Consider the following 14,009-nt stretch of genomic DNA (forward strand, 5'->3'; position numbering starts at 1 on the left):
CACGCGAGGAGAGGGGCAAAACAGGTGGTCACAGCGAGGGTTTGGCGCTGCGTACCGGCCTTGCGTGGGGCCTCGACCCACCATTCGTACCACCGTTGCTCGATGGTCGCCACCTGCTGGGTGCGGAGCAACGCGAGAACGGTGGCCACCGTCAAGCGACCACCCGACCGGGTACACGCGATCCCGAACCTCCACCACGCGAGCACCGTCGCCTGCGGGGCGCTGAGGTGGGGCAAGTTGCTTGACACGCATGCTGTCCATTCCGATACTGCCTCTTGGTGAGTCATGCTGTACCTCCGAATCATGGTGGAATTGGTACATCCATTCCATGATACGAGGTAGGCTGGCTCACCTCAAAAACCTACCCCCGAAAGCGGCCCCTCCCCCGCTGGGGGAGGGGAGAGGTGGAGTTCACCGCCGAGGGCGCCGAATAGCCACAAAAAACCACACAAGGCACGAACAAGAAACAAGGGTTGCGGTGTGCGCGGCAGAGGCGACACCGTTCCAACCTCTGGTATTGCGCAAAAACTCGCCAAACCAAATCGGAGTTGCGGTGGGCGCGGTGGGAGCGACACCTTTCCAACCCTTTGCGATCTTGGCGTCCTCTGCGCCTTTGCGTTAAGAATCTCTGCGCCTTTGCGCGCTTTGCGTCTCTGCGTTAACGCCCTCACCCCCTAGCCCCCTCTCCCACCTGACGGCGGGAGAGGGGGAGCCGCTGACTAGCGGGCACGGTAGGGCAGGCGCGGAAGGCAGCAGCGCCCCTCTCCCGCACCAGCGGGAGAGGGGTTGGGGGTGAGGGTGGAAGGAGGGAGATAGGGAGTTGGCAGGAGGAACGATACGCCTTATCTTCCTCCTCCCTATCCCACAAAACCTTTGCGATCTTTGCGTCCTCTGCGCCTTTGCGTTAAGAATCTCTGCGCCTTTGCGCGCTTTGCGGCTTTGAATCGCATATGCTAGCGTTGGCCTACCTGTATTCCTCTGGAATTTTCGCCATTTGCGCTTCCAAATCCCAGTCTGTTGGTTTGCGTTCCGGTATGAGCCATTGCGCTCCGTTGGTCAGCCATTTCGTGCGATATGCGCGTACAGCTTGTGGCGTTGCGTCCTCGTAGCCGAACTCCACCCCACAGCAAGGGCAAAGTTCAAATAATGGCGACTTCCCATCTTCTCCCCAAGGAGGATTTTCGTTTAAATAACCGCATACACGACAAACGAGATGTTTGTGATGCATCGGAGTTGCCTTTCATAACTCAAAAGGGTATTGGATTACCTTTTATTATTTTATTTCGATACCATTCTGTGGATTAAAGTAATCTCCATTTGTTGCAAATTCGTGAATTCTTGAATCTGGTTTAAACATTGTGTGAATTTGTTTCATGGTGAACTAAATTTCAGAAATTATTTGAATGTTTGTGTACATGAAGAACCATGTTGTTAAGCCCGTCTGACCATGGTGGTTCTCTTTTCTCGCAGAGATTGACAAGTTCTTGAATTTGTCGGACAGAGATATGTTTCGGAAGAGGTGTCAAGCCTTTGATCAGTTCAATAGTACGGGCTACTTGCTGCGTTGTATCGTCATCGGCGCTAAGTTCTTTCAACATCTGGTTCGCTCCCAGTATCGATGCAATTTCATCATACTGTTTGAGAACAGGGTAAGCGTTTTTCTCTAATACGCCGGTGGCTTTCAACGCATCGTCTCTATGCTTTAGCAACAGATCGACAAACTCCGGCCCTTCATTGAGGATAGTCATCCACACTTTCGGGTTATATAACCATGGAATGAGCTAAGGGTGTGGCAAGAAATTGCTGAAAATCGCTTGCAAACGGTTTGATACCTTTGGATCCCTCGCCATCTCTTGAAGGAGTTTGGTTAAACGATCGCTGCCTTTGCCTTTCGACAGTCGCTTGACGATGGGTTTGAAGAGAGCGACAATGGCGTTGGAGACATCTTCAGCGGATGGGAGAGGTTGGCGCCAATCTAAGTCAGAGGCGAAACCTAACGCAGAATAGGGACGTATGGGAAGTCGAATTGGTCGTAGCGACGCTAAGCAGCGCCGGCGGCGCCACGCAGACCATTATTACTTGCGTACGCTGATCGTGCTCCGGCATTGCTTGCACGGTCAGCCAAACCTCCACAATCATGTCGTTAAGCTGATTGATCGTCCGGCGCGCAATGCGGGCAGCTGCGACACCTTTAAACATACGCTTATGAACATGGAACGAGCGTTGCTTGAACCAATTGGCTCAGTTCCATCAGTTTCGACATGTATACGAGAACATCGTTGTGTTCAGCAACGTCACTCGCACCCATGGCTGTACGATAATCAACCACCTTTTTGACCAGTGCGGCAAACGCTTGCAACGTGGCCCGATCAGCATAGCGCAGATCCAAGGTGTCCAGTTCCGCCTCAAGGCAAAACCTGATCTCGCCCGCTAATGCCGGCGCTGCATCAATCCATTGGATCGCATCAGCGAAAAACTGGCGAGCGATCCACCGATTCGTTGCCCACAACCGTTGGTCAGGCAGAAGCACACTCATCGTCTACTCCGATATGCTTTAGCACTGTCTGCTTTTGTTCAGACTCGACAATGATCGTGTCTCAAAAATAATATAATCTTCTTGGGATGACCATCGCTCTGAACAGAAACGTTGTGTTCTATCGGAAGCTAGCCGCCCTATCTCCCACAAGCGCGGGAGATAGGGCGTAAAGGATAAAGATACTCCCTATCTCCCCCTCTCCCCATCCCAAAAACCTCTGCGATCTTCGCGTCCTTTGCGCCTTTGCGTTAAAAGTCTCTGCACCTTTGCCCCCTCTGCGCCTCTGCGTTGACGTCCTCACCCCTCGGCCCCGCTCCCGCTGGAGGAGGGGAAGGTTCACTGCTGCGGGTGCAGGGCCGCCGCGGATGATCGCCATCCCCAAACATCTTTGCGTCCTTTGCTTTGCGCCCTCTACGTTGAGAATCTCTGCGTCTTTGTGGAGCCGGACAGCCGTCCGGCTCTACGACGTTTTTGTTCCCTTTGCAGGTGAGAGCTGCATCCCCCACGCAATCCCTTGCCGAGTCAGGTATAATGGCGCACAGGGTGACTGTAGCGGCACAGCGTTGTGCCCATGACGAAAGGAATAACCATGACCCTTACCGCAAACCAAGTCCCGGCGCGATCGGAGATACCGGTCGAATATACATGGGATTTGTCGCAAATCTTCGCCGATGTCTCCGCGTGGGAACAAGAACTCAACGCGGTTGAGGCGCGCGCGCAAGAGCTGGCCGCCTTGCAAGGGACGCTGGCGCAGGGGCCGGCGCAGTTGCTGGCAGCGTTGACCCTGCGCGACGAGGTGGCGCGCCGGTTGTATGCGTTGTATATCTATGCGTTGCATCGCAAGGATAGCGATGGCACCGATCCGGTGGGGCAGGGGTTGGCCGAGCGGGCGAGCAGTTTTGCAGCCCGGATGCAAGCGGTGCTGGCGTTTATCGAGCCAGAGATTTTGACGATCCCGGCTGAGACGCTGGACGAGTGGTTGGCGGCTACCCCCGGCTTGCAAGTGTATCGCTATGCCTTAGAGAAGCTGAACCGCCAGCGCGCGCATATCCGTTCGGCGGAGGTTGAGCAGGTCATGGCGGCGTTTAGCGATATTGTCCGCGCGCCTTACGCGACCTTCTCGATGCTGGCCGACTCGGATCTGCAGTTTCCGACGATTGAGGACGAACAGGGCCAGCCGGTGAAGTTGTCGCATGCGCGCTATGGCCGCTTGCTCGAAAGTCCTGACCGGCGGGTGCGGCGTGATGCGTTCAAGGGGTACTACAGCGCGTTTTTGCCCTTCCGCAACACGCTTGCCACCACTCTCGGCACGGCGATCCGCTCGCATGTGATCGAGGCCCGGCTGCGCAATTACGGCTCGGCGCTGGAGGCGGCGCTGGCTCCGAATGAAATCCCTGTCGAGGTGTATCATAACCTGATCGCAACCGTCGAAGCCAATCTGCCGCGCTTCCATCACTATCTGGCGGTGCGGCGGCGGCTGATGGGGTTGGATGAGCTGCATTTCTATGATCTCTACGTGCAGCCAGTGCCCGATGTGGAAATGACGATTCCCTACCGTGAGGCGTGTGATCTGATGCGAGCGGCCTTCCGCCCGTTGGGTAATGAGTATGGCGCGGCGCTCGAGCAGATGTTTACCCGGCGCTGGATCGATGTCTACGAGAATGTGGGCAAGCGGAGCGGGGCCTATAGCGGCGGTTCGTATGGCACGCCGCCCTACATCTTGCTCAACTACCAAGACCGGCTGCGCGATGTCTTTACCCTTGCCCACGAATTGGGCCACTCGCTCCATTCGTACTTTACCCGCGCCACCCAGCCGTTCGTCTATGGCGAGTACACCATCTTCGTCGCCGAAGTCGCTTCGACGCTCAACGAGGCGCTGTTGACCCACTACATGTTGCAAAGCGGCGCTGATGAGGCGTTGCGGCGGCGGTTGCTGGCCCAGCAGATCGAAGAGATTCGCGGCACTATCTTCCGCCAGACGATGTTTGCCGCTTTCGAGCTGTGGATGCACGAGCAAGCCGAGCGCGGCCAGCCGTTGACGGCTGATGCGCTCAGCCAGCATTACCGCGCGTTGGTGGCTCGCTACCACGGCCCCGAATTAGTGATCGACGACGAGCTGGCCTATGAGTGGATGCGCATTCCGCACTTCTACTACCAGTTCTACGTCTACCAGTATGCGACCGGAATCTCGGCGGCGTTGGCGTTGAGCCGGCAGATTATCAATGAGGGCCAGCCGGCGATTGATCGCTACCTGCGCTTCTTGCGCAGCGGTTCGTCACGCTCGTCCATCGATCTGCTGCGCGACGCCGGCGTTGATATGACCTCGCCGGCGCCGATTCAGGCCGCGATGGATACGTTTGCCGAATTGGTCAGCCAATTGGAACAGTTGGCGCCGTAACGGGATGGACGAGTGGGGGGGCGCACGGCGGTGCGTCCCCCATTCGTGTTCAACGCCGGCATTCAATGCCGCGCGCGCGGTAATAGTCGTCAACCGCATCAGTGACCAACACCGTCGCCGGATCAACTGCCGTTTTCAGCACCCCCAGCGATCGCAGCAGTTCGGCCTCTTTGGCCCATGCCTGCCGGTCGCTGGCTCCGGCACATCGTGCGCCAATGCCGTAGCGCAGCAATTTAATCGTTTCCGTCGCTTCAAACTCAAGATGGCCGCGGTCGAAGTCAGGACTACGGGCAAGAATGATGTCGATCGCCGCTGCCGGATCGGTGATCGCGTCTTGCCAGCCGCGCAGCGTGGCTTGGACGAACGCGCGCACGGTGTTGGGGTTCTTGCGGGCGAATTCGGCGGTGGTGAAGAGCACATCACCCATCAGTTCGACGCCGTAATCGCGGGCCACGATCAGATCGATCTCGGCGCCGGCGGCGCGGGCCGTGTAAGGTTGGTCGGTGGCGTAGACCGGCCACACATCGGCCCGCCGCTCAAGGAAGGGGGCAAGGCTGTAGTCGCCGGGAATCTCGTTAATGCTGGCCGGATCAACGCCGGTAGCAGCCAGCAGCGCCCGGTATTCAGTCTCCACGTTGTCACCGTAGAACATCGCCACCCGCCGGCCAACAAAGTCTTGCGGCGAACGGATGCCGCTGTCGCGATGCACCATAAACGCGACCGGACTGGCTTGGAACCACGTCGCCAGTGCGACAACCTCGATCCCCTGTTCACGGCTGATCAAGATGGTATCAGCGCCAGTGCTGCCAAAGGTGTTCGCGCCGGTGGCGACCAGCGGCAGCGGCACGGCGTCAGGCCCGCCGGGCAAGATGGTCACGTTGAGGCCGGCGTCACGGTAATAACCGCGCGCTTCGGCCACCAGATAGCCGGCAAACTGGAATTGGGGCAGCCATTGCAGACGCATTGATACATCGGTGACTTCCGGGGCATTCGTTGCCGAAATGGCATTGCTAGCCGGATTCGGGCTAGCACAACCTGATACGATCACGAGTAGTAGAAAAAGCGCCAATGATAAGCGGTAACGGTGCGACATAACAAATCCTCACTCCGTCTGATAAAACTACGCCGCGATTACCGTTCTCGTTCCCAATACACAATCGTGCGTTCGAGCAGTAGAAACAGGCCGTGGAGGGTCAGCGCCAACCCTGCGGCGGCAGCGATTGCAGCAAAGGCCCGGTCGGTGGCCAGCCGGTAGGTCGAGGTAGTGATCAGGTAACCAAGGCCGCGACCGGCACCGGAGAGTTCGCTGACCAATGCGCCGATCACAGCCAACGCACCAGCGACGCGCATCCCGCTGAAGATAAACGGCAGCGCCGCCGGCAGGCGCAGCAGACGCAGGATTTGCCATTGTGACGCGCCATACGCTTGCATCATCGCCAATTGTTCGGGCGCGGGGCGGCGGAGTCCGCTGATGGTGGCGATGAGCAGGGGAAAGCTGGCGAAGAGGGCGGCCATTGCTGCGCGGGGGGCAAGCCCTTCACCTAGCCAAATGGTAAGCAGCGGTGCCAAGGCGACTGAGGGCAAACTCTGGCCGAGCAAGACCCATGGGTAGAGAGCATCTTCGAGCGGGCGCACAAAGAGGAAGGCGATGGCGAGGGTGAAGGCGATCAGCGTGCCGGCTGCAAGGCCGATCAAGGCTGCATTGGCGGTGGTGAGAGTATGGTCGAGCAACCGCACTTCGGGTTGGAGGGCAGCAGCGACCACCCGCGAGGGCGGCGGCAACAGGTACGCCGGGATGCCGGCGGCGGGCAGGCCCCATTCGAGCGCCGCCAAGAGCGCGATGCCGAGCGCCAGCGCCGGGACGAAACGGCGAAACAGGTTTGGTGGCGTAGTCATCGTTTCCATAGCGCTTTATCTTACCATGAAGCGGTGCAGGCGTCACCGCCATGCGTGATGACCGGCGGAGAGCGGGGACGTGCCCGTTTGTCATTGCGAGGGGGTGGGGCAACCCCGTGCAGCGGGGTGCCCAGCCCCCGAAGCAATCTCCTGCTTCAGCGGAATCCATGCCTGAGAGGATACGCTCCGTGCTCGCGGGGGATTGCTTCGCCGCCTGTGGCGGCTCGCAATGACAGGGGCCGTTTGTCATTGCGAGGGGGTGGGGCAACCCCGCGCAGCGGGGTACCCAGCCCCCGAAGCAATCTCCTGCTTCAGCGGAATCCATGCCTGAGGGGATACGCTCCGTGCTCGCGGGGGAGTGCTTCGCCGCCTGTGGCGGCTCGCAATGACAGGGGCCGTTTGTCATTGCGAGGGAGTGGCGGTACCCAGCCACGCTGGGGGCCGCCCGACCGAAGCAATCTCCTGCTTCAGCGGAATCCATGCCTGAGGGGATACGCTCCGTGCTCGCGGGGGATTGCTTCGCCGCGCGGAGCGCGGCTCGCAATGACATAGGGAGCACGGGGGGGAGTGCTTCGCCGCCTGTGGCGGCTCGCAATGACAGGGGGCAACGCCGGCAGCGATTGCCAGTTTCACCGTTTTCGGCGATACTTGCGCCGGAAACCACTGCCAGAGCGGGCAGTGAAGTGGTGAGGTTTGCGTATGCACGAATGGGAACGAATACCACGCGAAGCGGCGCGGTCGCTGGCCCGGTTGCTGCCGCGGGTTGAGCAGGCATTTGCGGCTGCCGGCGGCAATGCCACTGATTGGGCCGCATTCGAGCAGCGATTGCGGCGGGAATGGCCGCGTCTGTTTGAGTTGTTGCTCGGCTTGTACGGCACCCAATACGACTTCTTTTATCATCTCGAACAACTGTTGATCGCGATGGCGCAAAGCTGGCACGAACGGCCACACTGGCTTAAGCAGCGCGATGCCGTGCGCGAAGCCGATAGCGAGTGGTTCCAGTCGGAACGGATGATGGGAGGGGTGCTCTATGTCGATCGCTTTTGCGGCACGCTCAACCGGCTGCGCGAGTTTATCCCCTATTTCAATGAGTTAGGCTTGACCTACTTGCATCTGATGCCGTTGTTTGCCGCGCCGGAAGGCAACAACGACGGCGGCTACGCGGTGAGCAGCTACCGCGAGGTGAATCCGCACATCGGTACGACCGCAGAGTTGGCCGCCTTGGCCCAAGAACTCGATCGGGCCGGGATGAGTCTGGTACTGGATTTCGTCTTTAACCACACCTCTGACGAACACGAATGGGCGCGGCGGGCGCAGGCCGGCGATCCTGATTATCAGGAATTCTATTTCCTCTTTCCCGATCGCACAATGCCCGACGCTTACGAGCGTACGCTGCGCGAAATCTTCCCCACCGTGCGCCGTGGCAGCTTCACGTGGCGGCCCGATATGCAGCGCTGGGTGTGGACTACCTTCAACAGTTTCCAGTGGGATCTCAATTACGCTAACCCAGCGGTGTTTCGGGCCATGGCCGCTGAGATGCTCTTCCTCGCTAATCTGGGGGTGGCGGTGCTGCGCCTCGATGCGGTACCGTTCATCTGGAAGCGGCTGGGTACCAATTGCGAGAACCAACCGGAAGCGCACCAGATCATTCAAGCCTTCAACGCGATTGCCCGAGTGGCCGCCCCGGCGCTGCTCTTCAAATCCGAGGCGATTGTCCATCCTGACGATGTGTTGAGCTACATTAGCCCGCACGAGTGCCAGCTTTCGTACAATCCGCTGCTGATGGCGCTGCTTTGGGAGGCGTTGGCGACGCGCGAGGTCAAGTTGTTGGCCCATTCGCTCAGCCATCGCTTCCGTTTGCCGGCAGGGTGCGCGTGGATCAATTATTTGCGTTCGCACGACGACATTGGCTGGACGTTTGACGACAATGATGCGCGTGCCGTTGGGATCGATCCGTGGGGCCATCGCCAGTTTCTCAATGCCTTCTATACTGGTCGCTTCGCCGGTTCGTTTGCCCGCGGCTTGCCGTTTCAAGAAAACCCCGATACCGGCGATGCGCGGGTGTCGGGCACGCTGGCTTCGTTGGCCGGGTTGGAGCAGGCGTTGGGCAGCGGTGATCCGCAGATGATCGATACTGCCATCCGGCGAATCGTGCTCTTGCACAGCGTCATCTTGAGCATTGGCGGCATTCCGCTGCTCTATCTCGGCGATGAAGTGGGGACGGTCAACGACTACAGCTATGTGACCGATCCGGCCAAAGCCGTTGACAGCCGCTGGGTTCACCGGCCCGCCCGCAATCAGGCCGGTATGGATCAACGGCACGACCCCGCGACCGTGCCGGGACGCATCTTTGGCGAGCTGGTGCGGCTCATCCGGCTGCGCACGTCGTTGCCAGCCCTGCGCGATGGCGCGATGGAGGTCGTGCGCAGCGACAACCGTCACGTGCTGGCCTACGTGCGGCAAGCGGGATCACAGCGGGTATTGGCGTTGGCCAACTTCTCGGAATACCCGCAGCCGATTGCCGGTAACCTCTTGCGCATGTACGGCCCCGGCGTCGAATTGTTCGATGTGGTAGCAGAGCGCGCAATTTCGGCCAACGAAGCGTTGGTTTTGCAACCGTACCAGTTTGTTTGGCTCACGCCAATGCGGTGAATCGCCGCAACGAGATACTGTATGGCGTATCGTAGAGACGTTGCAAGGCAACGTCTCTACGATATAAGGTGAGAAATACTGAAGCAGCCAAATGTTTGGCAAGTATGCGTAATCTTTGATAATGCTAATCTTTTTTTATTTTTAATTTTAACTCGTTTTTGACAATTGTGTCGCTTGTCTAAATGAATATTGTTAGATATACTAGGTGTGATCTTTATCGCGCCAATTGCACCGTTCAGCATATTCAGCACCAAGGATTGATATGGCCGACAACCTTCCCCCTTCTTCCACTGGCGAGGTCGAACACTTACGCGCGCAAGTCGCCGCTTTGCAGGAACAGCTCTCTCGTTGGCAAAACTTGATCGAGACGGCGAATGTCTTGGTGGTCGATCTCAACGCTGATGGAACCATCCGCTACCTCAATCCGGCCGCTGAACGGGTCTTTCAGATCACGCGCGATGGCTGGGCCGGCCGTTCACTCTTGGGTTTTCTCGCGGCTGAAGATCGCGCGCGGGCGCAGCAGGCGTTTCTCGAAGCCATCCAAGTGCGTGCGCCGAGCCTGATGTTTCAATGCCGGGTGCAATCGCCGCAGACTGGCGAATTTTACGGGTTATGGACGGTGGCGTTGCGCTACGATGACGCGGGGAACTATAGTGGTGCATCGGCCACTGCCTATGATGTCGGCCCGATTGAGCAAGCGCGGCGCGAGGCGGAAGCAAGCCGGGCGATGTTGCAATTGGTGATTGACAGTTTGCCGCAGGCGATCTTCTGGAAGGATCGCGATTCGCGCTATTTAGGCGCTAACCGGCGCTTGCTGGAAGATGCTGGGATCGCTAGCCTCGCTGATATCATTGGTAAGGCTGACACCGATATGCCGTGGGTTGAGCAGGCCCCCCTATACCGGGCCGACGATCTGGCGGTGATGGAACACGGGCCGAAGTTGAATATCGAAGAGCCGTTGACTCGCGTCGATGGGACGCAAATCTGGCTCCGTACCAACAAATTGCCGCTCGTGCGCGATGGCGAGGTGATTGGCGTGCTGGCGATGTATGAAGATATCACCGAAGAGCGGCGGCAGGCCAATGAGTTACGTACCTTTAAGGCGTTAGTTGATAATGCGCCGGATGGGATTATTGTCGCTGACACCAATCAAGTGATTACCTACGCCAACGCGGCGATGCTCGATATGTTGGGCTACCAATCACTGGTTGGGATGCCGGCGCAAGCCATCTTACCACCCCAAACGTTACAACAGATGCCAGAATTGACCCGGCTTGCGTTGGCTGGCGGTAAAGCGAATGTCCAAGTTGATTATTTACGCCGGGATGGCGCCACTATTACGGTGAATGCGGCTGGGTTAGCGGTCTTTAACGAAAGCGGCCAGCTTATCGGCTTTGCCACCATCAATCGTGACATCAGCGAACAGTTGCGGTTGGAAGAAGAGCGCCGCCGGATGCAAGAGCAGGTGATTGAGGCGCAGCAGGCGATGTTGCGCGAACTGAGCACGCCGTTGTTGCCGATTGCCGATCAGGTGGTGGCGATGCCGATTATCGGCACCATTGACAGCAATCGCGCGGCCCAGATTATGGAGACCTTGCTGGAAGGGGTGGCACGCTATCGGGCACGGATCGCGATCCTCGATATTACTGGTGTACGGGTGGTGGATACGCAGGTAGCCGGCGCGCTGATGCGGGCAGCGCAAGCGGCGCGGTTGCTCGGCGCGCAGGTGGTGATTACCGGGATCGGCCCCGAAGTGGCGCAGACGTTGGTGCATATTGGTGCTGAATTGGCGAGTATGATCGCCAAGCCCAACCTGCAAGAGGGGATTGCGTTTGCGCTGCGCCAGCGTAATGGTGATCGGGCGATGGTTGGCGTATAATTGGATTGGCGTTGGCCATAACCTTCTCGCTCAGTGCGGCAGCAACGCTGCCGCACTGAGCGTCTTTGTCGCGGAATGTGAACGAGAAAGGAGGTGAGATTGATGAAAGCGGCCCAACTATTAGCTGATTATGCCGATCATCCGGCCTTTCGCCAGATCTGCCGCACAGCCAACCAGATGTTGCGCGACGGGATGGAACCGGCAGCCGTGCGGCAAGAGGTTGCCGCTCGTTACGGCGCACCGCCGGAAGCGCTGAAGTTGCGTGAAAAGCCGCAGCCGCTGAAGATTATCGGTGAGCATCTCGTCGAACCGGGAGCAATCGAGCAGATCCGCACCGCTCTACGCTTGCCGCCAGCGATCCGCGGTGCGTTGATGCCCGATGCTCACCAAGGGTATGCGTTGCCGGTCGGCGGTGTGATTGCGTATGATCGCGCCGTGGCGCCATATCAGGTCGGGGTTGATATCGGTTGCCGCATGCACTTATCGATCTTGGCCGGCATGACGCCAGCCGATGCGCAGCGCGAACGGCAACACTTGCTCGATACGATCACCAAGGTGACGGTGTTTGGAATCGGTTCGCCCAAGAAGCCGGTGGCGACCCACTCGATCCTTTCCGATCCACGCTGGCGAGCGACCAAACTGTTGCGCGAGCTGCATGAGTTGGCGAAATTGCAAATTGGTACCTCAGGCGGCGGCAACCATTTTGCCGAGATTGTGGTGGGCGAGTGGCTCGATACCGGCAAACCGTTTGTTGGCTTGTTGACTCACAGCGGGAGCCGTGGCGTCGGCGCGAAGATTGCCAACTACTACGCCGAATTGGCCGACCGCGAGACGGCGGCGATCGCGAAGGGGATTCCGCGCACGTATGGCTGGTTGAGCACCGAGAGCGAAGCAGGCCAAGAATATTTATTGTCAATGCGGTTGGCCGGTGATTTTGCCCGCGCCAACCACGAGGTGATCCACGAGCGGTTTGCTAAGGCGTTGGGTGTGCCGGTAGAACGGGTGATCGAGAACCATCACAATTTTGCGTGGGAAGAACGGAATGGTCTGGTGATCCACCGCAAGGGCGCTACACCTGCCGAGGCTGGGGTACTGGGGATTATCCCCGGTTCGATGGCGACGGCGAGCTATATTGTGGAAGGGCTCGGTGATAAAGCGACGCTCGCCAGTGCGGCGCATGGCGCGGGACGGCGCTTTAGCCGTTCGGAAGCGCGGCGGACGATTACGCCGGCAATGGCAGCGGCAGTCGTGCGGGAGGCGGGGGTGTTGGTGCGCGGTTTGGCCGTCGATGAATCACCCTTAGCCTACAAAGATATCGAAGCGGTGATGGAGGTGCAAGTCGCTGCCGGCTTAATTCGCCCTGTTGCCCGCATGCGCCCCTTAGTCGTTGTCATGTCCGGCGCCCCCGGTGAAGACTAGTAGCGGCGCACGGCTGTGCGCCGCCTGTGCCCGCTGGGCAAGGAACCCGGCCCTGAAGGGCCGGGCTAGGGGTACGAAGCCCGCTGCGCGGGCTGATGCCCCCACCCCCTGCCCCTCCCCCGCTGGGGGAGGGGGGTGCCGCAGAGAGCGCAGCGGACGCAGCGGGGGAGCCGCTTGGTTGGTGGTACAGCCATTGCTCTTGCGGAAGGCAGCAGCGCCCCTCGCCCGCGCGAGCGGGAGAGGGGACGGGGGTGAGGGGACACCAGCACCCGCTGTCCGGCTGTCATTGCGAGGGAGCGGCGGCACCCAGCCGCGCTGGGTGCCGCCCGACCGAAGCAATCTCCCGCTGGAGCGGTACGAGCCGGCTCAGGGATGGTAGGGCAGGGAACTGACGAAGCCTGCTACACAGGCTGATGCCCTCACCCATCGTTCCCACCTAACGGCGGGAGCGGGGGCGTGGAAAATGGCCACGAAAAGCCACAAAAACCTCAAAGCTTGGTCGTGTCTTTTGTGTCGCTTGGTGGCTATGCTTTGGCCCGGCCCTGAAGGGCCGGGCTAGGATTACGAAGCCCGCTGCGCGGGCTGATGCCCCTACTCCCAGCCCCCGCTGAGTTTAAGGGCGGACAGAACATCTGTCCGGTACCCGGCCCTGAAGGGCCGGGCTAGGGTTACGAAGCCCGCTGCGCGGGCTGATGCCCCCACCCCGTGCCCCTCCCCCGCTGGGGGAGGGGTGATGGGGAGCGCAGCACGGGCCTTTACGGCATCGTACAGCGATCGACAGTTGTACTCGATCAAACGTTCTGTCCGCTCCTCAACCCGCTGGAGGTGGGGTACCGCAGAGAGCGCAGCGGACGCCGAGGGGGAGCCGCTTGGTTGGCGGTACAGCCATTGCTCTCGCGGCAGGTTGTAGCGCCCCTCGCCCGCGCCAGCGGGCGAGGGGACGGGGGTGAGGGGACACCAGCGCCCGCTGTCCGGCTGTCATTGCGAGGGAGCGGCGGCACCCAGCCGCGCTGGGTGGCGCCCGACCGAAGCAATCTCCCGCTGGAGCGGTACGATCCGGCTCAGGGATGGTAGGGCAGGGAACTGATGAAGCCTGCTACACAGGCTGATGCCCTCATCCATCGTTCCCATCTAACGGTGGTAGTGGGAGCATGGAAAATGGCCACGAAAAGCCACAAAAACCTCAAAGCTTGGTCGTGTCTTTTGTGTCGCTTGGTGGCTATGCTTTG

The 14,009-nt window shown here is 59.5% G+C and carries 9 protein-coding genes; 4 read left to right on the top strand and 5 right to left on the bottom strand.

Going from position 1 to position 14,009, the window contains the following annotated elements:
* From A6A03_RS17780 to A6A03_RS17795, 3 genes are all read right to left on the bottom strand, one after another.
* The coding region (locus A6A03_RS17780; RefSeq protein WP_216636363.1) for a hypothetical protein at nt 1–287 on the bottom strand (287 nt) is incomplete at its 3' end.
* Between the two features lie 1,101 nt (nt 288–1,388).
* On the bottom strand, nt 1,389–1,748 hold the full coding sequence (locus tag A6A03_RS17785; protein ID WP_066790977.1) for a hypothetical protein: 360 nt from the start codon (nt 1,746–1,748) through the stop codon (nt 1,389–1,391).
* 455 nt (nt 1,749–2,203) lie between these two features.
* Nucleotides 2,204–2,536 carry a hypothetical protein gene (locus A6A03_RS17795; protein WP_066790981.1) on the bottom strand — a complete coding sequence of 111 codons (333 nt, stop codon included), beginning with the start codon at nt 2,534–2,536 and terminating at the stop codon, nt 2,204–2,206.
* Nucleotides 2,537–3,125: 589 nt separating this feature from the next.
* On the opposite strand from A6A03_RS17795, the gene pepF reads away from it, so the two are divergent.
* Nucleotides 3,126–4,934: an oligoendopeptidase F gene (gene pepF / locus A6A03_RS17805; RefSeq protein WP_066790985.1), complete on the top strand. Its 1,809-nt coding sequence runs from the start codon at nt 3,126–3,128 to the stop codon at nt 4,932–4,934.
* A gap of 49 nt (nt 4,935–4,983) precedes the next feature.
* Here the strand turns inward: pepF and A6A03_RS17810 are convergent, their stop codons facing one another.
* Both A6A03_RS17810 and A6A03_RS17815 read right to left on the bottom strand, forming a co-directional pair.
* Nucleotides 4,984–6,027 carry an ABC transporter substrate-binding protein gene (locus A6A03_RS17810; RefSeq protein ID WP_066790987.1) on the bottom strand — a complete coding sequence of 348 codons (1,044 nt, stop codon included), beginning with the start codon at nt 6,025–6,027 and terminating at the stop codon, nt 4,984–4,986.
* Nucleotides 6,028–6,065: 38 nt separating this feature from the next.
* On the bottom strand, nt 6,066–6,839 hold the full coding sequence (locus A6A03_RS17815) for an ABC transporter permease (RefSeq protein WP_066790989.1): 774 nt from the start codon (nt 6,837–6,839) through the stop codon (nt 6,066–6,068).
* A 690-nt stretch (nt 6,840–7,529) separates the two neighbouring features.
* On the opposite strand from A6A03_RS17815, the gene A6A03_RS17820 reads away from it, so the two are divergent.
* The 3 genes from A6A03_RS17820 (at nt 7,530) to A6A03_RS17830 (ending at nt 12,780) form a co-directional block, all read left to right on the top strand.
* Nucleotides 7,530–9,482, top strand: coding sequence for an alpha-amylase family glycosyl hydrolase (locus A6A03_RS17820; RefSeq protein WP_066790991.1), 1,953 nt, complete (start codon nt 7,530–7,532; stop codon nt 9,480–9,482).
* Nucleotides 9,483–9,744: 262 nt separating this feature from the next.
* Nucleotides 9,745–11,361, top strand: a complete 1,617-nt coding sequence (locus tag A6A03_RS17825) for a PAS domain-containing protein (RefSeq protein WP_066790993.1) — start codon at nt 9,745–9,747, stop codon at nt 11,359–11,361.
* A gap of 102 nt (nt 11,362–11,463) precedes the next feature.
* Nucleotides 11,464–12,780, top strand: coding sequence for an RtcB family protein (locus A6A03_RS17830; RefSeq protein WP_066790994.1), 1,317 nt, complete (start codon nt 11,464–11,466; stop codon nt 12,778–12,780).
* Nucleotides 12,781–14,009: the final 1,229 nt, after the last annotated feature.

It is taken from the genome of Chloroflexus islandicus (assembly GCF_001650695.1).
Classification (GTDB): domain Bacteria; phylum Chloroflexota; class Chloroflexia; order Chloroflexales; family Chloroflexaceae; genus Chloroflexus; species Chloroflexus islandicus.

What these genes read in the sequence shown, in the direction of transcription:
- A6A03_RS17785 (WP_066790977.1), bottom strand. Translation starts at nt 1,748, where the DNA reads ATGACTATCCTCAATGAAGGGCCGGAGTTTGTCGATCTGTTGCTAAAG.
- A6A03_RS17795 (WP_066790981.1), bottom strand. Translation starts at nt 2,536, where the DNA reads ATGAGTGTGCTTCTGCCTGACCAACGGTTGTGGGCAACGAATCGGTGG.
- pepF (WP_066790985.1), top strand. Translation starts at nt 3,126, where the DNA reads ATGACCCTTACCGCAAACCAAGTCCCGGCGCGATCGGAGATACCGGTC.
- A6A03_RS17810 (WP_066790987.1), bottom strand. Translation starts at nt 6,027, where the DNA reads ATGTCGCACCGTTACCGCTTATCATTGGCGCTTTTTCTACTACTCGTG.
- A6A03_RS17815 (WP_066790989.1), bottom strand. Translation starts at nt 6,839, where the DNA reads ATGGAAACGATGACTACGCCACCAAACCTGTTTCGCCGTTTCGTCCCG.
- A6A03_RS17820 (WP_066790991.1), top strand. Translation starts at nt 7,530, where the DNA reads ATGCACGAATGGGAACGAATACCACGCGAAGCGGCGCGGTCGCTGGCC.
- A6A03_RS17825 (WP_066790993.1), top strand. Translation starts at nt 9,745, where the DNA reads ATGGCCGACAACCTTCCCCCTTCTTCCACTGGCGAGGTCGAACACTTA.
- A6A03_RS17830 (WP_066790994.1), top strand. Translation starts at nt 11,464, where the DNA reads ATGAAAGCGGCCCAACTATTAGCTGATTATGCCGATCATCCGGCCTTT.